Here is an 18,128-nt window from a genome sequence, read left to right on the forward strand (position 1 = left end):
AATCGGATGCAAAAACGACCGACTTCTTTGCAGAAGCGGAAATGGAGTGCGAAATAATGGTCCAAATGTTTTTGTTTTTCATAGATACAAATAGTGTATATTTTTTTTTAAAAAAATGCAACAATTTTTTAAAAATATTTTTTTCGTAAAAATTTAGTTCTATTCTCCGTCGGAGAACAGTGGCCGTACATTATCCGTCAAATCTCTAATATTATATTATAAATTGACGTAAATTATTTGGCTGTTATTCAAATTTTAGCCCGCAAGTAGAAGCGTATTTCTGGTTTGCTTCTATGTTTTATGTCTTTAAGTAGCCCGATTACGGAGGTTGTTTTTCCCCTTCTTTGCCTTTGCTTTTTCCCAGTGGAGCGGCTTGGAATAGTTTAGGGGCAGGGACAGTAGATATTGCCACAGGCAGAGGTTGTTACGGCCCGCCGGCATACATTACATATTTTTATTAATCTTACAAATTGGGTGTTAGACAAAAAAGAGGGCTCCCTTGCGGAAGCCCTCTCTTGCAACAAATAAGATTATTTGTTTACGGAAGCCATATGGGCGATCAAATCCAGCACTTTGTTAGAGTAGCCGATTTCGTTATCGTACCAAGATACGACTTTCACAAACGTATCCGTCAAGGCGATACCGGCTTTGGCGTCAAAGATAGACGTAAGCGGGCAGCCCAAGAAGTCGGAAGACACAACGGCTTCATCGGTGTAACCCAAGATGCCTTTGAGTTCTCCTTCGGAGGCTTCTTTCATCGCTTGGCAGATTTCCGCATAGGTGGCCGGTTTGGCCAAGTTGACGGTAAGGTCAACCACGGAAACGTCCAAGGTCGGCACGCGCATAGACATACCGGTCAATTTGCCGTTGAGTTCAGGAATTACTTTACCTACGGCTTTGGCAGCACCGGTAGAAGACGGGATGATGTTGCCGGAAGCGGCACGGCCGCCTCTCCAATCCTTCATAGAAGGACCGTCAACCGTTTTTTGGGTGGCGGTGGTGGAGTGCACGGTGGTCATCAAACCATCTTTAATACCGAACTTGTCGTTCAAAACTTTGGCAATAGGAGCCAAGCAGTTCGTGGTGCAGGAAGCGTTGGAAACGAATTGGGTACCTTTTACATAGGTTTTTTCGTTTACGCCGACTACGAACATCGGGGTAGCGTCTTTGGACGGAGCAGACATTACCACATATTTGGCGCCGGCTTTAATGTGGGCCTGCGCTTTTTCCTGGGTAAGGAACAAACCGGTGGATTCTACTACATATTCGGCACCTACTTTATCCCAAGCCAATTCTTCGGGGTTCTTGCAAGCGGTTACGCGGATTTTTTTGCCATTGACGATCAACTGGCTGTTTTCAACGTCCGCTTCCACGGTGCCGTTAAATTTGCCGTGCATCGTATCGTATTTGAGCATATAAGCCAAATAGTCAACCGGGCACAAGTCGTTGATGCCTACGATTTCAATATCATTGCGTTCTTGCGCCGCGCGGAATACAAAGCGACCGATGCGGCCAAAACCGTTAATACCAACTTTAATCATACAGTTTACACCCTCCATAGATTTTTTACTTCTGCAAATATTTTACTATTTTTTGAGCCGTTCGTGTACCCTGTAAATAGGGTTAATTAAGCGGCACATCAATTTTGGTGTCCCGTCTGGTGGCAGGATTATACACCGTTTGACGTTTTTTAATTAATTTTTGTTCCTTTAAATCGTACACGTATGTTGTTTTAATGCTGTGGTCGGAACTGGTGCGCCCTTCAATAAGGGCTAACCCGTCTTTATCCCACTGCGCGCGGCGCGTGGTTAATTGCAAATAGCGGCCTTCGAGCTTGTCTGCAATCGCGTTTTTAATTTTGCTATACGAAAATTTGCTTTCAAACGTAAGGTTTTTAATTGCCTTTTGGTTTTCGTCCAATAAGGAGCCTGCCGTTAGATATTCGTCAATATCCATATCAAAAATAGGCTTATCGTCAAAATAAAAGGGCACTTTGGCTACACCGCCGTTGTGATAGGCTTCCACCAATTTGTAAAGGTAATGCGCATGCGTGGCGTAGGCAACGTCCTTACCGGGGTCCTCTGTGTGGTGAATACTGCCTGTGTGGATGCCCACCAGTTCCCCCTTGTCGTTTAACACCGCACTGCCGCACAGACCGGGACGTTTTTCGGCCGGCATAGAAATCGTTGTGCGAATAGAAATTGGCGTTACACCTACTACCTTGCGTTCCGGAATAGCGGCTGCGGAAGAGTGCGTAAAACCTTTGGAAAGTAAATTATTATCCAGATAAGGGGTAGCCTCGCTAATGGAATAAGGAGCCAAAAGGGACTCAATATCCTTTGGAAATTTGACAAGAGCCATATCCAACATACTCTTGGGCGAATAGGCCACTACCTCTACGGTTGCTTCGTGCGGCAAACCGTTTTTATAGACAATAGCGGTGAATGTTTTGTGCAAAGCGTCTTTTTCGTTGGATGACACAGCGATTGCATGTGTGGCTATAACGCCATATATCTCGTTTTTTCCATTGTATGGAATAGAAACGACCGTTCCCGAAAAAATGTTTGTACCGCTGATATTTGCGGCTGCTTTGGGTGATTCCACCGCTTGAAAGATATACGCATCTTTCGGGATAACTTCGGTCGCCAAGATATTTTTAAGGCGCAAGTTTTCCTGTTGCAACTGTTGGAGTTGGGACAGGGCTTCTTGCAATTGGACCTTGCTGGAAAGAGTGGAAATGTTAGATGATAATTTGGAAACAGACGAACCAGCCGGGAAAGTAACGGCAGAGGGAATTTTGACCTTGGTGGGTAAGGCCACGGAAGGCAAGCGGCTAATTCCTTTTGAGGTTGCTTTTGAAACCTGCTCTGCGGCGCGTGCGCCGCGGCTGATAGAAGGTACCTGAGCCCCCGCCGTAGCGGGCACTAAAACAGAAAATAGAAAGGCAAAAGTTAAAAGAATATATTTTTTCATACTTATATTTTAACACTTGCGTCGGTGGCTAACAAGGGTCAAAGGACCTAATTCCCCTTGGGTCCATAATACTTTTTTATGCCTTGTAATAGGCGAGAAAAGGAAAAATCTTTCATTAAATGTACTATTAGCACGACTCCTATTAAGGGACGCAAAAAAGAGCCCAAATTGAGTACTAAATCAAAATAAGATGCGAAAAAACAATGAGAGGGTAAATTCATTGGCATAAACAAAAGGGCTAGTAAGAAAACGGTTAAATTATCCGTTTTTTCACGAGGGCCTTTTAATAGTAAGAGTACGGGCAGGGCCAGTTGGATTAGTGTATAATCGTGCGAGACAAAGGGCAGAAACACTTCGGATAGGGCTAACAAAAGTGCGGCCCGTACGAAACTACGGTTAATAAATATAATATAGGCGCAGATAAAGGAAAAAATACCCAATGCAAAAAACATATAAAAGGGCATTGTGTTACGGGAGAAAATCATTAATGCTTCCCAACTTTCAGGCGCGCCTTGTATTTGCGTTAGCAGAAAGACGGGCACCCGGATTAAGTTAAAAAATGAGTGTGAAAATTCCAGCCCCAGCGGCAGTAACTGGTGGCGTATATTAAACCCTTCAAAACCTGCAAATCCTTGAAACCCGCTCCCCCACCAGCCAAGTACCAACAGGGTCCCGGTAAACAGCACCGTTCCGGCTAGTTCTTTATAGTGTTTATCCGCCATAAAAAGTACGAGGAATACGGCGGGATAAAGTTTCATATTGATTCCTACGGCTAGTAAGAGGGCGGCTAACCAAAAGCGTTTGGCCTTGTAGCACAGTAGAAACGCGGCGCAGACAGCAAACAACAAAAGTTCCGTATTGGCTCGGTCCAACGCCAAAAGGAACGGAAAGGAACACAGCGTAAAAATTAGGGGCGCAGTCCATTTTTGTTTGAGGAACGAAAAAGCACAACGGGCCAAGGCAAAATACAGGGCCGTTCCTCCCGCAAGCATTGCGTAGAGAGAGACTTTTTCCGGCAGGTATTTTAACCCTTGTAAGGCCCACACAAAGAACGGAAAATAATTGCCGCTTTGCTCGCCGCGGGCTATTTTTATAGTTTCGTAAAAATCGTTAAAGCGGTAGCGCGGGTCAAAAAGAAAGGTAACATACGGATAATACTCGCGGTGCAAAAACAGGTTTACCGTACAAACAGCAAGAGCAACAACTAACCCAACTAGGAGTGCCCCACAAAAGAATTTTACCCGTTTTTCCGGGGTAATATCTTTCAGCCAAAAATCCCTAATACTGGCAAACATATTAAATATTATATCTTTATTTTTTCTTTTTTTTGATAAACAGGGTGATTAATTTCAATAAATGGCGCGCAAAAAAGAATTTGATTCGTTGGGTAAAATTCAAATCATTTTTTACAAAGGCTTCATTTAGTTTGTTTCCGTTGTAAAAAGTATAATTCTTGCGGAAAGAACCGAAAATATAGCCAAAGAAACCGTGTTTTCCCACATTTTCTAATACATAGGCGCGCAGTTTGGGATCTTCTATCATTTGCAACGAATTTAAGAAGCCGACCGTCCAAAACATATTGCGGGTGCTTGCCGGAATATAACTTTTTTCGGCGCCGCGGGTGTTCCAGTCATCCCCGGAAAAAACAATGTCTAACGTGCATTTATCCATTATTTCCCCTTGGGGTAAGAAAATAAGGCCTTTTTTGTTTAAAATATCGCAAACCAAGGCCAAATGCGGGAACATATTGGGGATGTTGTTGTACATATTCATCAGTACCCCGTTTGTAATAATACGGGTGTGATAAATAGCGGCCGGGACAAAGGTGCATTGGCGGACAATTTTGGCAATATTGTTAGACCCTTTCAGGTCGTCTTTGCGGGTTAAAATTAGGTCGTATTCTTCTGTTTCCAATGCTTTTTCAATTTCGGCCCAGGCGTCCCACTTAAAAGAATCATCATCACACACCACCCACACATAAGGGGCCGTAGCCATTTCGTAGGAGCGGGTGATATTGGCATTACCGCCGATATTTTTAGGGTGGCGGATATGGGTAACATTTGCAAATTTCTTGGCAAAAGATTCTATTACCTCACTTGAACCGTCCGTAGAGGCGTTGTCTAAAACCGTAATGGAGCAATTTTTAACCGGGCTGTCCGCCGCTGTTAATTGTTCCAGCGTGTGTGTGATATGCACTTTCCGATTATATGTCGGAATAATGATTTCTAGTTGTTTTTGAATTTCCATATTCTTGTTTTTATATGACCAAATAAGCGAATATTTAGTCCTTTTTCGTCCTTAAAAAATGAACAGCAATATGCAACCGGCGCCAATAAAGCAAAGGCTAATTTAGCCCAACCACAACTTAAATGGATTCCTGTTGCGTAGATATAAAATAAACCTTTTCCGTTTGCCAAATAACGGCCGCAAAAATTGTAAAAATTTTCATTTTCGGCATTGGCAAAAAAAGAACATTTTTGACGGTAAGCCGGGCTTTGTAACATTGGGATAGAACTTAAATAGCCTTTCGCCCAAAACATATTTTTGAGTAAAGGATGCACTTGATTAACTTTTTTGGCTCCTCGGACATAGGAATCATTACCGGGATTCAATTTCATAGTTACCAAAGGTTTTTGTAAAATTGGCAATTTTTCTCCTGTGTTGATAGCGGCTGCCGCAACTGCCAATTGCGGGAACATATTGGAAATGTTAAAGTACATATTCATCAATATATCGGCTGTTAATAAGTCCGTACGATATATGCCCGCAGGCACAAATGAAAGTTGCTTAAATAGATATTGAATCCCCTTTTCCGGCGCGTTGTAGTTTGCTACCACAACGGCCGGAGGATTGTTTTTAAGCGCAAACTCTAACTCTTGCCAATTTGTCCAATCATATTCGTCATCATCACACACAACCCACACATAAGGGGCGGTAGCCATTTCGTAGGCGCGGGTGATGTTGGCATTACCGCCGATATTTTTCGGGTGGCGGATATGGGTAACATTTGCAAATTTCTTGGCAAAAGTTTCTATTACCTCACTTGAACCGTCCGTAGAGGCATTATCTAAAACCGTAAGAGGCAAACCTTTTAGCGGAGAATTATCTGCCAAAATAGTTTCCAGGGTTTTTTTACATTTATCCTTGCGGTTAAAGGTGATTAAAAATAATTCTAATTTATTCATTTTATTGGCCAAGTATTTGTTATTTGGGATAAAAAAGAGCGCTCCAAATGTTTCAAAAATGGCAGAAAAAGCCATTTGAAAGGTTTGGTATTAAAATTCCAAGTAGGTAGATTTTCTTTTTTACAGCACTCTGTTAAAGCCGCAAGGGTATAGTGCTTGTCATCTAACTTCTTTCCAACATTTAATTTACCGAACAAAAAATGTTTGTTGTGCCAGGCGTACAGATAGTGAAGAAGTAAATGTTTGTTATTTGCGCCCATTAATTCATAGAATAGTTTATCCCAATTAACTATTTGTTGAATAGTTGGAAAATTTAAGGAGTTGCTATCTTGGCCTTGATGTTGGCGCATATACATAAAATGTTTATCTGTAAAGTAAACGACATTTCCGTGCAGTGCCATTTTGGCTAAAAGAGGCCAATCATTAAATTTGTTAAATTTTTCATATTCCAACGAAGATTCTTTTAATGCCTTGCTTTTGTATATTGCCGGGGCATACGAAACTCCTTCGTAGAAATATATATATTGTGCCCATTTTTGGGGCGAAGTAAAGAAAATATGACTAGGAGAAACCTGCTTCGGCATTTGCGGAACAGAATTGTTTGCAAATGCGGAGTGGGTGGTTGTGATGAGGGCTATATTGGGGTAAGAATTAAGTGCTTTTAATGCGTTTTCCAAATAGGCAGGGTGCAATAAATCGTCATCGTGAAATAGCATACAATATGGACGAGAAACCAATTCTTGTGCTTTTTTAAAATTACCCAAAAAACCAGTTGTGTGAACATAATGTACCCCCCTGTCTTTTAGTTGAAACACTATTTCTGCGGTATTGTCTGTGCTTTCATTATCTAATACTGTGATGTTTTTTATGGGTACAGTTTGCGCAAGAATACTCTGCAGAGTTTCTTTTAATAAAGAAGCCCTGTTATGGGTGGTTACAAAAATCTGGATATCGTCTATTGTGTACATATTTTATTAGTTAATAATTTCTTTTAATGCTTCCTGTAAAGTGTATTGAGGTACAAACCCAACCTCATTTGTTAGCCGGCTATTATCTCCTATGATAATCGCAGGTTGGGTTGTTGGTAAATTTTTTAAATCTAACAGGTTTTCTTTACCTAAAAGGCGGGCCACTGTTTGGGCGTATTCAGCCAAAGAAACAGAAACCCCGGTGCAAATATTTACGGCACCTTCGGTTTTAGCATCCAAAAACTTAACAAAAGCCGCTGCAATATCTTTGGCATACATATAATCTTTTACTAATTGTGCGTGATTAACAGAAACGGTTTTTCCGGCTTTTAACGCATTAATAATAGAGGCTGTAAGGCGTGTTGGGTGTTCGTTTCGTCCATAAACATAAAAAATGCGTCCGTAGCCAAAACTAATATTATTGGCTTTGCAAAATTGCGAGGCTATTTCGTGTAAATTATTTTTGCAAAAAGCATAAATATTGTGAGGTTCAATTTTATCTGTTTCTTTAATTGGAGTATCTTTGAAAGCGTATTCAAAACAGGTTCCGGCAAATACCGCGCGTATTCCTCCGTTTTGGGCAAAGTATTTTAGTAAGGTAAGACCTGCGCGCACAAAATCAAAATTAAGATTGCTGTTTTGGTAATTTCCCGTAGTACACCACGCCATATTGAGCAAATATTGCGGTTGTATTTGGGAAAAAATTTTTGCAATAAAATTCTCATCAAATAAATTGCCTTTTAACCAATTAACTCCGGCAATAGCGGGAGAGTTTTGGTCTATGGTTATGGCAAAAACATCAAAACCGGCTTGGCGTAAAGGTTCCAAGAGTTCCTTGCCAATAAGGCCGGTAGCACCAGTAACTAATACTTTTTTAGAGGAGGGCATAGTTGTTATCTCTTTCATTAATAATAGGATTTTTTATAGGCCAGTTAATGCCTAGTTTCGGGTCGTTCCACCGTACTCCGGCGTATGCTTCCGGGTGGAAAAATTCCCCCAGTTGATAATATACAGTAGAGTCATTTTCTAATGTTTGAAAACCGTGGGCGCACATAGGCGGAATATAGAGAAGTTTATTATTACCTTCCGTTAGTTCTGTTGTGATATGTTTTAGATAAGTTGGCGAGTTCGGCCGTAAATCTACCACAACATCAAAAATACGCCCGCGCAAACAAGAAACAATTTTGATTTCCGGAAAAGGGTCTTTTTGATAGTGCAGCCCCCGTAGCGTTCCCTTGTGCGTGTTACCCGATAAATTGCACTGGCACATAGAAAATTCCAAACCGTTGTGTTGCAACTCTTTTAAGCAAAACTGACGTGCAAAGGAACCTCTTTCATCTTTAAATGGTTCCATTTCAATTAAATAAACCCCTGGAATATTTTGTTCTATAAATTTCATAAATTATCTCTTTATATATAATTTAAACCCTAAACACCGAATAATTTTTTTGCCGTTTTCTTTTTTAACAGAAAAAATTTTTTCTAGTAAAGGCGAAAATTTGTTATGCGAACGTTCTTTTTTTACTGGGAGTCTGAAATCTTGTATGGTATAGTGGTTCGCATAATAGCGAAAACAATTATTAATTTCTGGATGAAATTGTAGGTTGTTTTCTTCTATATAATTATGTAATTTTAAGAAATCGTTTGGATTTGAAACCTGGTATAAGCGTTGAAATTGAATCAAAGAAATGTAAAGCCCAATGATATAGTTTACCTTGTTCATTTGGTTTTTATCACAGGGATAATTGCATAGTTTGGCGGTTGCAAAAAGGTCGTTATACATCCCGTTCCAATTATTAGCAATATTAACAGGAGCATAAGGATAGAGGTTATCATAATCTAAATGATGGTCTTGCAAATATCTTTTATAAATATTTCCTCCATATTCCCCACTTCTCCCGACGCTGCCCACCATATTGTTACGTTGCTGGATAATATTGTAATTGATAGAGGCATAGGTAGCGGAGTTCATTAAGGCCAAATACACTTCATCTACATCGCCTCCCACAAAGTGAATAATTTTTCCATATTGTTGGATTAATTTATTTTTAAAATCACGTTTGAGAAAGGCTTTTAATTCACTGCCCCAACAAGCATTAAAGAAGTTCGCCATATCTTCTAATGTTAAAGAAATTAGTTTTTTTGATTCTTCTTTATGCCAATGGGTGTCCCCGGAAATAGAAAATAAAAACAGATTAGTATCAGGATAATCTTTTGTTCCTTGTTCAAAAATTTCAACGGCTCGCGAATCTAATACAATTTTATCTGTTACCAAATAACAATAGTCGGCATCGGATAATTGGTAGCCCTTGTTCCAATTATCCAACATATTCAGTCCGCCTGTTTTGTAATATTTAATGGATAGTGTATTTTTATATTTTTCCAATAATTTTTGCGCCAGTAATTCTTGCCTTTGTTCATCACTGTTATCTACAATCAACAAGTTAAAATTCTTGTTGGTTTGGGCTAAAAAAGACAATAATGTTGTCTCTAACAGATGCCAACGGTTTTTAGTGGGTACAATAAAATCTAAAAATTTTTTTTCTGCCATAGAGGACCTTTTTATTATGAGATTTTTTGAGGCAAATATTTTAAAATTTCATCAATATTTTGATCGTTACATTTTTGGTTAAACAAATCTTTATGTTGCATAAACAGCTGTTTATCTAGTTTGGAAAAATTTATTTTAAGCAACTTCTTAATTATATTTGCCGGGAACCTATATTTGATAACACGGGCAGGTACACCCCCTACGACCGCGTAGGGCGGTACATTTTTAGTAACCACACTTCCTAGCGCAATAACGCATCCCTGGCCCAAGGTAACACCCGGTAAAATGGTTAAATCCATACATCATCTTGTACGATAATTTCTCCTTTGGATGGGGTTTCATATGCGCAATTGCAATAAAATACATTAAACGGGAATGTTGTAAATTTGTTAAAGTCGTGCCCGCTAGATAAGAAAAAAGTAGTATTAAGTGCCATTGAAACATAATTTCCTATAGTTAGTTTTTCTCCCGCGGAGCCATATGAAATCACTCTCATACTGCCGTAAGTTCCTTTTCCGACAGAAACAATGGAAAAATTAAATTCATTTTCAATAGACAAAAAATTGTGCCTATTTATTTGGCGCCATTTTTCCTTAAAGTCTATTTTTTTATGTCTTAATTTATTTATCAATGTTTTTAAATTCATTTTATTTTTCTTTATGAAAGATTTTGCGAATATAAAAATACATTACATAAAAGAGTAACCATAATTTATTTTTGATATTAAATGCAAAAAAAGCATCAACAATATTCGCATAATAATTGTTGAATAATAAAGAGTTGGTTTTGCAAAATTCTTTTATGCACTTGCGTGAGGTTGTATCCGTGGGTGGATCGCTGTACTTATATCCTTCATTAATTAATTTTGATTTCAGTTTAGAATCTTTTAGCATTTGCAGGATATTATACCAGGCAGGGCTTAACCACATATATTTTAAGCGGGGACAAATTTTGCTCTCATTATTACATCCGCGAATATAGGCTTTTCCTTGTGGATCAGGATTATTGGTGCCCCAAATGGTTATGGCATTAGGCATAACTATAAATTTTTTATGCTCATTAATAAGATGCGTTATTAATGCAAAATGCGGAAACATATTAACAATATTTGCATAGGCATTTTGAATAATTTCGGGTGTAATATTGGCGGTTTTATAAATCCCCGCAGAAAGCAGCCCTAAATGATTTATTAGAGCCGGGGCAGAGTAATCTTTGACTATAAAATTAGTAACAATTAAACAATCTGGGTCTTGTTGTAGGTATTTTTCTACCAAATTCCAATGAGTAAAATCATAAGAATCGTCATCGCCTACTAACCAATAATATGGTTTGCTTGCCAAAGCCATTGCAGCGCAAATATTTGCGCCCATACCAATATTTATTTTATGTCTTTTATATTGAATATTAGGATGTGTGGAAATTAATTGGGTTACAAAAGTTTCAGTATCATCATTTGAGGCATTATCCAAAATAGTAATCAAACAACTTCGCACAGGGCTGTCAGGTGATAAAAATTGTTTTAAGGCATTTTCTAAATCTTTTTTGCGATTATATGTTGGAATAATAATTTCCAAGTAGTCTTTAATGTTAAACATTGGATTTATATCCTAAAATTTATTTTCTTCCATTTCTTTGCGGTCCAGGAACGGATACATATCTTCCAGGGACGGGCTAATCATTGTGCCGTCAGGCAGTTTGCGCGCGGAAAGTTTCGGCGCAAAGGTGTAATTTTCGGTACAAGTAACCTCACACACTACGGGGCCGGGCATTGTTAGCACCCGCTGTAATTTGTCGGACAGTTCGCTGTTGGTGCTGATGCGCACGGAGGGTAAGCCAAAGGCTTCGGCCACTTTTACAAAGTCCGGCACTTCCACCCCGCTTTGCACGTTGCATCCCGTCAGCCGTCCGTCAAAAAAGTTGCGCTGGGTTTGGATAATAGAAATATATTCTCCGTTTTTCAGTACAAAAATTTTAAGCGGAAGATTATTGGTTTTTACGGTTTGCAATTCTTGCAAATTCATCATAATACTGCCGTCGCCTTCCAGGCAGATCACGTCCCGGCGGTTATTCGCCGCGCACACACCGATAGCCGCGGGCAGGCCATACCCCATAGAAGCATCACCGGAGTTTAATAAAAGCCGTTCCCCCTCTTTGCTTTCAAATGCCTGAAAAAATGCCACGCAAGCCGTACCGTTAGAGGCCACCACGCGGCTTTCGGGCGGAAGAATTTGGCTCAATTTTTCCATAAACAAATATGGGTGAACCTTATCTGCCGGATTAATAGAAAACTCCCGCAAGGGCGGATATTTGGCCCGCATTTTGCGGCAGTATTCGCGCCAGGGCGCAATATCAAGCAGACCGACTTGTGCGGTCAATCCGCGGAGAAAATATCCCGCATCCGCGCAAATGGGCAAATCGGGGCGGACCGTTGGCTTTTCAAGTTCGGCAGGGTCAATATCCACCACGATTTTTTTGGCATTTTTGGCAAAATTTTCCCAGTTATAACTCACTTGGCGGATATTATTGCGTGTGCCCACGCACAGCACTACATCAGCGTTTTGCAGGGCAAAGTTCCCAGCACGCTGGCCTACGGTGCCGATACGCCCCGCAAACAGCGGGTCATCAGACGGAATTAAATCAAATCCGTTAAACGTAGCCAATACCGGGATTTGAGTTTTATCCAAAAACGCGCGCAAATCATTTTGCGCTCCCGCACAATGAATCCCGTTCCCCGCGATAAGTACCGGACGCTTGGCCTTTTTTAACAGGTCCGCGGCTTGGCGGAGTTTGTCTGCCATATCGGCAGTTTTTTCTGCCGGACAAACAAATTTTTTGAGTTTGGTTTCATCAATCGGCGCGGCTTGCACATTTAGCGGAATATCCAACCATACCGGTCCGGGGCGGCCGGTAGTGGCTCTGAAAACGGCTTCTTCCACAGCGGCATCAATATCATAAGGGTCCGTAACCATTTTTGCAAATTTGGTTAGCGGTGTAACTACGCGGATAATGTTTGCTTCCTGGTCGCCCAGTTGGCGCAACGGAATATCTGGGCAAGAAGATAAAGTGGTGGTATATTTTACTTGTCCGGAAATAAACAACACGGGTGCGCTGTCCGTCCAAGAACCGAAAACCCCGTTTAAGCAGTTTAATCCGCCCGGCCCCGTGGTTACGCACGCCACGGCTAACTTTTGGTTTGCGCGTGCGTAGCCTTCGGCACACATAGCGGAGGCTTGTTCGTTATGATTACAAATTAAGCGGATTTTTTTGCTTTTACCAAAACTGTCGTCTAAGTGCATTGCTCCGCCGCCAGACACCATAAAAGCAGTATCCACGCCCAACGCTTCCAACTTTTTAACCAAATAATCCGAGGTTTTAATCATAATTAAAAAATACCTAAAATTGTCCGCCCGCTTCTTCAATTAATTTTTTGTAACGGGCTTCCAGCATTGTCAGACGTTGTTCGTCCTCACGGTAAATCATCCCGTAAAAATCGCGCTTGTTTTTAAGCCACATCAGTTCAAAGCCTACGGCCTTTAAAATGCCTTTATCGGCGTTGGGGTCTTTGATTGCGGCTTGGGCATCAAAAATAATTTTGCGCGTTTCAAACTTGGTTAAAGACCCTTGCGGCAGGCGGGAAAAGAACGGTAACGAGTGGGCAGATACCCCTCCGCCGATAACCATTTTCTTGCCTGCTTTATGTACTTTGGCACTCATTGTTTCGGCCATTTTAAAAATAGTTTCTGAATTAATATCTTCGCGCGATAACCCCATAGAACCTGTCATATCTACACGTCCCAACACAATGCCCGCCAATTCGTTAAATTCCGGGAGGGCCATCATATCATCTAAATTTTCTGCTCCGGTATAGGTTTCCACGTTAATAAAAAATTCCATTTCTTGGCGTTCCTCTTCCGGAAAGACAAAGTGCGTTGCCTTTACATATTTGCTCATTGAGTAGGGGGTTTCTATCATCGGGCCGACAATACCCTTCACGCCAATGGTACGCGCATCAAACATATCTTTAATGGCTTCACAACCGCCTACTTTAATAACTAAATCCAACCCGGCCTTGGTTACCACTTCTTTTAACCGTAAGGCTTCTTCCATACGTGTACCCTCGGCCTCAAACTCAGCCTTAATGCCGATCACGTGGTGATTGGCTTTTAAATCTTGCAAGGTTTCCAACATTTTTCTTTCTAAATTGTTCATTGGGTACTCCTATTTATTTGTTTGTAATAAATCTGGATTGAGTTCAGCCTTTTGGGTTTGGTAATATCCGTACAGGGCTGATACTGCTTCTTTTATCGGGGTAAACGTAAGCCCCGGGATTTGGACCTTTAATCTGGCATTGGAGCCGGAATAATTAAGGCCGTAACCTTCGTGCGCAACTTGTATGGGCAATTTTTTTCCGCTGACATCCAAAACCGTTTGCGCGGCTTGCAAAAGTTCGGTTTCTTCATCAGGTACGACGTTATAACATTTGAACTTCGGTTCGTGCTCTATAAAGTAATCCAACACGGGCATTAAATCCGGCGCGTACAAATAACTGAACCGGCGGTTTTGGCGCAACGTAATAGGCATATCAAAAAGGGCTTTGCAACAAGCATTGGAAATAAAGCGGATTTCCCAGTCTTCGTACTTGCCGAAAATGCCGAAAATATTTAAGTCCACTGCGTTTTTTATATTTTCAATTCGTTTATGCACTATATATTTACAAAAACTGTGGTCATCTTTTCCCATCCGCAGCCCGATTTGTTCCTCGGTTACTTGGCGGTTGTCGGCGGCTGAATCATACACTGCGCCACTGCCCAAATTAATCAGGCGGCCAAACCGGTCCGTATGGCGGGCCAGATTTTCAAACATCCGCAAGTTGGTGTAGAGCAGGTTCGTCGGGTCTTTGGCGTTGCGGTGTCCGGGCTTTACCGCTGCGTGGATAACCGCATCAAATTGGTGCGTTTTAAAATAGTTATCCACGGCCTCTGTATCAGCCAAGTTAAGTTCGTTGCTGCGCGGAGCGGTAATATCATACTTTTGGGCCAAAAAACTCTCCCGTATGTTCTTACCTATAAACCCGTTCCCCCCAGTCAGCAAAAGTTGTTTTTTCATATGTTATTTATGCTGGGCGGCAAATTCGTGAATAAGGCGCGAGGTCTTATCCAATTCTTTTTCCCCTAACCGCGGGAAAACCCCTACCCAGAAGGTATTGTTCATAATAAAATCTGTATTGGGCAATTTTTGATAATCAGCCTCGGTCAAATCGCGCGAATTTTGCACCGCACCTGCACCAATACGCAGGGTTACGTCGTTTTCTACCATTAGCGGTTGGCGCAAAAGGTTGCCCGCAAATAATTGGCGGGTTCCCACCCCGTTTTTTTCCAAGTATTCCACTAATTGTTGCTTGGTGAATTTGGCTTCGGGCTTGACGGAAATTAAAAAGCCGAACCAGGAGGGTTTTACCTTGCTGTCCACCTTGGGTAAAATAAGCACATCTGTCAGGTCCGCCAGTTTGTTCATTAAATAAGCGGCATTTTCGGTGCGTTTTTGCAGGTAGCCCGGCAATTTTTTCAGTTGGCTTACCCCCACAGCGGCCTGCCAATCGGTAATTTTTAAGTTGAACCCGATATGGGAATAGGTGTATTTGTGGTCGTAGCCAAAAGGCAGGTGCCCCAGTTGCATATTAAAACGGTTTTTACAGGTGTTATCCACCCCGGGCTTGCACCAGCAATCGCGGCCCCAATCGCGGAACGATAAAATAATGCGGTAAAGTTGCGGGTCGTTGGTTACCACGGCGCCGCCCTCGCCCATTGTCATATGGTGGGCCGGATAAAAACTGTATGTGCCGATATGCCCAATCGTGCCCGCCTTTTTGCCGTCCCATTCGGCCCCCAAAGCATCACAGGAGTCTTCAATCAGCCACAGATTGTGTTTTTGGCAGATGTCCATAATGGCATCCATATCAAACATATTTCCCAATGTATGTGCCAGGAAAATAGCCTTGGTTTTGGGCGAAACGGCCGCTTCAATTTGTTTGACGTCAATATTATAGGTGCCGATTTCGCAATCCACAAATACGGGAATTAAACCCTGCTGGATAATCGGGTTAACGGTGGTGGGAAAGCCGGCAGCAACGGAAATGACTTCGTCGCCTTTTTTAAGCCGTCTGTCGCCCAATTTATAAGAGGTAAGAGCGGATAAGGCTAACAAATTGGCCGAGGAACCGGAGTTGGTAGATAGGGCGAATTTGACGCCCAAAAAATCGGCAAAGTCCTTTTCAAACTGGTCATTAAACCGTCCTGCCGTCAGCCACATATCCAAGGTAGCATCAATCATATTGGACAGGTCTGCCTTGTCTAACAGTTTGCCCGAAGCAGGAATATAAGATAACTCTTTTTTAGTGCCACAAACTTCGTCAAAATACTTTGCCGCCGCCGCTTGGACAGCCGCTCTTAATTCTTTTTCCATTGCATCTTCTCCATATATTCACTAATCTGTTGTAAGGTAAAATCGTACATTGGTTTTCCTTCGTAAAATTGTTTATACCAACTAATGCTTTTTTCCACAGCCTGCTCGGCCGTATAGGTTGGCGTCCAGCCCAAGCGTTCCTTGGCTTTGGTAATATCCAGCATTAGCAGGTTGGCTTCGTGCAAGTTATCTTTTTTATGCACCACCACTTCCCCTTTCCCGTAATACTTTACCGCTAGTTTGGCTACTTCGGCCACGGTTAAAACACTGTCTGCTTTCGGGCCAAAGTTAAAGCCTTCGGCGTATTTGTGCCCTTGGGTATAGAGCAAATGCCCCAAAAGTAAATAGCCGGAAAGCGGCTCCAAAACGTGTTGCCAGGGGCGCGTAGCGTGCGGGTTGCGGATTTCTATGGTTTTTCCTTCCTCTATGGAACGCACACAATCGGGCAATAAACGGTCTGCCGCCCAGTCGCCCCCGCCGATCACGTTCCCGGCGCGGGCCGTAGCCAACGCATAGCCGTCCTGCAAGAAACTGCGGCGGTAAGACGAGGATAAAATTTCCACACACCCCTTGGAGGACGAATACATATCATACCCCCCCATCGGATCATCTTCCGTATAGCCCCGGGCGATTTCTTTATTTTCGTAACATTTATCCGTAGTAATATTTACAAAAGCCTTTACAGAGTGTGTTTTGCGGGCGGCTTCCAATACATTTAGGGAGCCCATTACGTTGGTTTCATAGGTAAGGACCGGCTCCGCATAGGATAAACGGACTAACGGCTGGGCCGCCAAGTGAAATACTATTTCCGGCTGAAATTCGGCAAAGGTTTTATTTAAAAGATTTTTATCCAAAATATTGCCAAAGACATTTTTGGCAATTTTATGTTCAATATCCAGCGCCGTAAACATAGAAGGCACCGTATTGGGTTTTAAGGAGTACCCGCAAACTTCGGCCCCTAATTGGGTAAGCCATAACGCAAGCCACGACCCTTTAAATCCCGTATGCCCGGTAAGTAAAACGCGTCTGCCTTTATAGGTATCGCTCCACATATTTATTCCTCCCACACTTTCCACGGGGCTTTTCCGGCGGTCCATTGTTCGTTGAGTTCAATTTTGTCGCGCAACGTGTCCATCGGGTGCCAAAAGCCATAGTGCTTATATGCGTTTAATTGGCCTTCCTTGGCCAGTTGGGTAAGCGGTTCGCGTTCCCACATAATATTATCCCCATCCGGGATATAGTCAAATGCTTTGGGCTCGCAAACGAAAAAGCCGCCGTTTACCCACGCGCCGTCCCCTACCGGCTTTTCCTGGAAGCGGGAAATGGTGCCGCTCGGCTCAATATTAAGCGCGCCAAAGCGGCCTGTGGGCTGGACCGCCGTTAAAGTAACCAGTTTGCCCGATTTTTTGTGGCAGTCTAACAACTTATTAATATCCACGTCGGACACTCCGTCCCCGTACGTCAGCATAAAGGGCTCGTCTCCTACAAACTTGCAAGCCTGCTTAATGCGCGAGCCAGTCATTGCGTTACGCCCTGTATATAAAAGGGTAACTTTCCACGGTTCGCAGCGGTTCATATGGACATCAATTTGATTGGTTTGGAAATCTATCGTAACATCAGAGTTGTTGGTGTAGTAATTGACAAAGTATTCTTTGATTACTTCGCTCTTGTACCCGCACAGAATAACAAAGTCCGTCAGTCCGTAGTGGGTGTAAAGTTTCATAATGTGCCAAATAATCGGGTAGCCGCCGATTTCCACCATCGGTTTGGGGCGGATAGAGGTTTCTTCCCCTAATCTGGTACCAAGTCCACCTGCCAGCAAAAGTACTTTCATAACAAACTCCTGTTGTAAAATGTAAACGGGTGCACCCGTAACTTTTATTGTACGAAATTAACACTTTATAGCAATCCTGATATCAGGCTTGCCCAGTAAACAGTTGGAAGAGAATTTTTGTAAGCAGCAAGGGCGGGATTTCCCGCTGTAAGACT

18 protein-coding genes are annotated in these 18,128 nt (G+C 42.1%); all 18 read right to left on the minus strand.

Going from position 1 to position 18,128, the window contains the following annotated elements; all coding sequences use genetic code 11:
• Positions 1-530 precede the first annotated feature (530 nt).
• Entirely contained in the window at positions 531-1,541 is a 1,011-nt protein-coding gene (gene gap / locus ACZOTW_RS01555; RefSeq protein WP_440254945.1) for a type I glyceraldehyde-3-phosphate dehydrogenase, read from the minus strand.
• A gap of 82 nt (positions 1,542-1,623) precedes the next feature.
• Positions 1,624-2,973 carry a S1 family serine peptidase gene (locus ACZOTW_RS01560; RefSeq protein ID WP_483997304.1) on the minus strand — a complete coding sequence of 450 codons (1,350 nt, stop codon included), beginning with the start codon at positions 2,971-2,973 and terminating at the stop codon, positions 1,624-1,626.
• Between the two features lie 47 nt (positions 2,974-3,020).
• Entirely contained in the window at positions 3,021-4,268 is a 1,248-nt protein-coding gene (locus tag ACZOTW_RS01565; RefSeq protein WP_483997305.1) for a glycosyltransferase family 87 protein, read from the minus strand.
• A 16-nt stretch (positions 4,269-4,284) separates the two neighbouring features.
• Positions 4,285-5,220 (minus strand): glycosyltransferase family 2 protein, encoded by a 936-nt coding sequence (locus ACZOTW_RS01570; protein ID WP_483997306.1) that lies wholly within the window; start codon positions 5,218-5,220, stop codon positions 4,285-4,287.
• Positions 5,199-6,158 carry a glycosyltransferase family 2 protein gene (locus ACZOTW_RS01575; protein WP_483997307.1) on the minus strand — a complete coding sequence of 320 codons (960 nt, stop codon included), beginning with the start codon at positions 6,156-6,158 and terminating at the stop codon, positions 5,199-5,201. Before ACZOTW_RS01575 ends, ACZOTW_RS01570 begins: the two co-directional genes overlap by 22 nt.
• Complete coding sequence (locus tag ACZOTW_RS01580) at positions 6,155-7,126, minus strand: glycosyltransferase family 2 protein (RefSeq protein WP_483997308.1); 972 nt, start codon at positions 7,124-7,126, stop codon at positions 6,155-6,157. The genes ACZOTW_RS01575 and ACZOTW_RS01580 overlap by 4 nt, the downstream gene beginning before the upstream one ends.
• 6 nt (positions 7,127-7,132) lie before the next feature.
• A complete protein-coding gene (locus tag ACZOTW_RS01585) occupies positions 7,133-8,032 on the minus strand; it encodes an NAD-dependent epimerase/dehydratase family protein (RefSeq protein WP_177746933.1) in 900 nt (299 codons plus the stop codon).
• Positions 8,001-8,525: a dTDP-4-dehydrorhamnose 3,5-epimerase gene (gene rfbC, locus ACZOTW_RS01590; protein WP_428037257.1), complete on the minus strand. Its 525-nt coding sequence runs from the start codon at positions 8,523-8,525 to the stop codon at positions 8,001-8,003. Before rfbC ends, ACZOTW_RS01585 begins: the two co-directional genes overlap by 32 nt.
• A gap of 3 nt (positions 8,526-8,528) precedes the next feature.
• Entirely contained in the window at positions 8,529-9,677 is a 1,149-nt protein-coding gene (locus ACZOTW_RS01595; RefSeq protein WP_483997309.1) for a glycosyltransferase family A protein, read from the minus strand.
• A gap of 14 nt (positions 9,678-9,691) precedes the next feature.
• Positions 9,692-9,976 (minus strand): LbetaH domain-containing protein, encoded by a 285-nt coding sequence (locus tag ACZOTW_RS01600; protein ID WP_483997310.1) that lies wholly within the window; start codon positions 9,974-9,976, stop codon positions 9,692-9,694.
• Complete coding sequence (locus ACZOTW_RS01605; RefSeq protein ID WP_483997311.1) at positions 9,967-10,323, minus strand: LbetaH domain-containing protein; 357 nt, start codon at positions 10,321-10,323, stop codon at positions 9,967-9,969. Before ACZOTW_RS01605 ends, ACZOTW_RS01600 begins: the two co-directional genes overlap by 10 nt.
• Before the next feature lies 1 nt (position 10,324).
• Positions 10,325-11,272: a glycosyltransferase family 2 protein gene (locus ACZOTW_RS01610; RefSeq protein ID WP_483997312.1), complete on the minus strand. Its 948-nt coding sequence runs from the start codon at positions 11,270-11,272 to the stop codon at positions 10,325-10,327.
• Between the two features lie 12 nt (positions 11,273-11,284).
• Positions 11,285-13,057: a thiamine pyrophosphate-binding protein gene (locus tag ACZOTW_RS01615; protein WP_483997313.1), complete on the minus strand. Its 1,773-nt coding sequence runs from the start codon at positions 13,055-13,057 to the stop codon at positions 11,285-11,287.
• 13 nt (positions 13,058-13,070) lie between these two features.
• Positions 13,071-13,886 (minus strand): aldolase/citrate lyase family protein, encoded by an 816-nt coding sequence (locus ACZOTW_RS01620; protein ID WP_483997314.1) that lies wholly within the window; start codon positions 13,884-13,886, stop codon positions 13,071-13,073.
• Positions 13,887-13,895: 9 nt separating this feature from the next.
• Positions 13,896-14,783 (minus strand): NAD-dependent epimerase/dehydratase family protein, encoded by an 888-nt coding sequence (locus tag ACZOTW_RS01625; RefSeq protein ID WP_483997315.1) that lies wholly within the window; start codon positions 14,781-14,783, stop codon positions 13,896-13,898.
• 3 nt (positions 14,784-14,786) lie between these two features.
• Positions 14,787-16,139: a lipopolysaccharide biosynthesis protein RfbH gene (rfbH, locus tag ACZOTW_RS01630; protein ID WP_483997316.1), complete on the minus strand. Its 1,353-nt coding sequence runs from the start codon at positions 16,137-16,139 to the stop codon at positions 14,787-14,789.
• A complete protein-coding gene (gene rfbG, locus ACZOTW_RS01635; RefSeq protein WP_483997317.1) occupies positions 16,124-17,191 on the minus strand; it encodes a CDP-glucose 4,6-dehydratase in 1,068 nt (355 codons plus the stop codon). Before rfbG ends, rfbH begins: the two co-directional genes overlap by 16 nt.
• Before the next feature lie 2 nt (positions 17,192-17,193).
• Positions 17,194-17,973 (minus strand): glucose-1-phosphate cytidylyltransferase, encoded by a 780-nt coding sequence (gene rfbF, locus ACZOTW_RS01640; RefSeq protein WP_428044746.1) that lies wholly within the window; start codon positions 17,971-17,973, stop codon positions 17,194-17,196.
• Positions 17,974-18,128: the final 155 nt, after the last annotated feature.

The sequence above is a fragment of the Candidatus Avelusimicrobium sp. genome (genome assembly GCF_056976295.1).

Excerpts from the sequence above, each read along its gene's own strand:
- ACZOTW_RS01560 (WP_483997304.1), bottom strand. The coding sequence starts at position 2,973 with ATGAAAAAATATATTCTTTTAACTTTTGCCTTTCTATTTTCTGTTTTA.
- ACZOTW_RS01595 (WP_483997309.1), bottom strand. The coding sequence starts at position 9,677 with ATGGCAGAAAAAAAATTTTTAGATTTTATTGTACCCACTAAAAACCGT.
- ACZOTW_RS01575 (WP_483997307.1), bottom strand. The coding sequence starts at position 6,158 with ATGAATAAATTAGAATTATTTTTAATCACCTTTAACCGCAAGGATAAA.
- ACZOTW_RS01580 (WP_483997308.1), bottom strand. The coding sequence starts at position 7,126 with ATGTACACAATAGACGATATCCAGATTTTTGTAACCACCCATAACAGG.
- ACZOTW_RS01605 (WP_483997311.1), bottom strand. The coding sequence starts at position 10,323 with ATGAATTTAAAAACATTGATAAATAAATTAAGACATAAAAAAATAGAC.
- ACZOTW_RS01625 (WP_483997315.1), bottom strand. The coding sequence starts at position 14,783 with ATGAAAAAACAACTTTTGCTGACTGGGGGGAACGGGTTTATAGGTAAG.
- ACZOTW_RS01585 (WP_177746933.1), bottom strand. The coding sequence starts at position 8,032 with ATGAAAGAGATAACAACTATGCCCTCCTCTAAAAAAGTATTAGTTACT.
- rfbC (WP_428037257.1), bottom strand. The coding sequence starts at position 8,525 with ATGAAATTTATAGAACAAAATATTCCAGGGGTTTATTTAATTGAAATG.
- ACZOTW_RS01565 (WP_483997305.1), bottom strand. The coding sequence starts at position 4,268 with ATGTTTGCCAGTATTAGGGATTTTTGGCTGAAAGATATTACCCCGGAA.
- rfbG (WP_483997317.1), bottom strand. The coding sequence starts at position 17,191 with ATGTGGAGCGATACCTATAAAGGCAGACGCGTTTTACTTACCGGGCAT.
- ACZOTW_RS01615 (WP_483997313.1), bottom strand. The coding sequence starts at position 13,057 with ATGATTAAAACCTCGGATTATTTGGTTAAAAAGTTGGAAGCGTTGGGC.
- ACZOTW_RS01610 (WP_483997312.1), bottom strand. The coding sequence starts at position 11,272 with ATGTTTAACATTAAAGACTACTTGGAAATTATTATTCCAACATATAAT.
- ACZOTW_RS01570 (WP_483997306.1), bottom strand. The coding sequence starts at position 5,220 with ATGGAAATTCAAAAACAACTAGAAATCATTATTCCGACATATAATCGG.
- gap (WP_440254945.1), bottom strand. The coding sequence starts at position 1,541 with ATGATTAAAGTTGGTATTAACGGTTTTGGCCGCATCGGTCGCTTTGTA.
- ACZOTW_RS01600 (WP_483997310.1), bottom strand. The coding sequence starts at position 9,976 with ATGGATTTAACCATTTTACCGGGTGTTACCTTGGGCCAGGGATGCGTT.
- rfbF (WP_428044746.1), bottom strand. The coding sequence starts at position 17,973 with ATGAAAGTACTTTTGCTGGCAGGTGGACTTGGTACCAGATTAGGGGAA.
- rfbH (WP_483997316.1), bottom strand. The coding sequence starts at position 16,139 with ATGGAAAAAGAATTAAGAGCGGCTGTCCAAGCGGCGGCGGCAAAGTAT.
- ACZOTW_RS01620 (WP_483997314.1), bottom strand. The coding sequence starts at position 13,886 with ATGAACAATTTAGAAAGAAAAATGTTGGAAACCTTGCAAGATTTAAAA.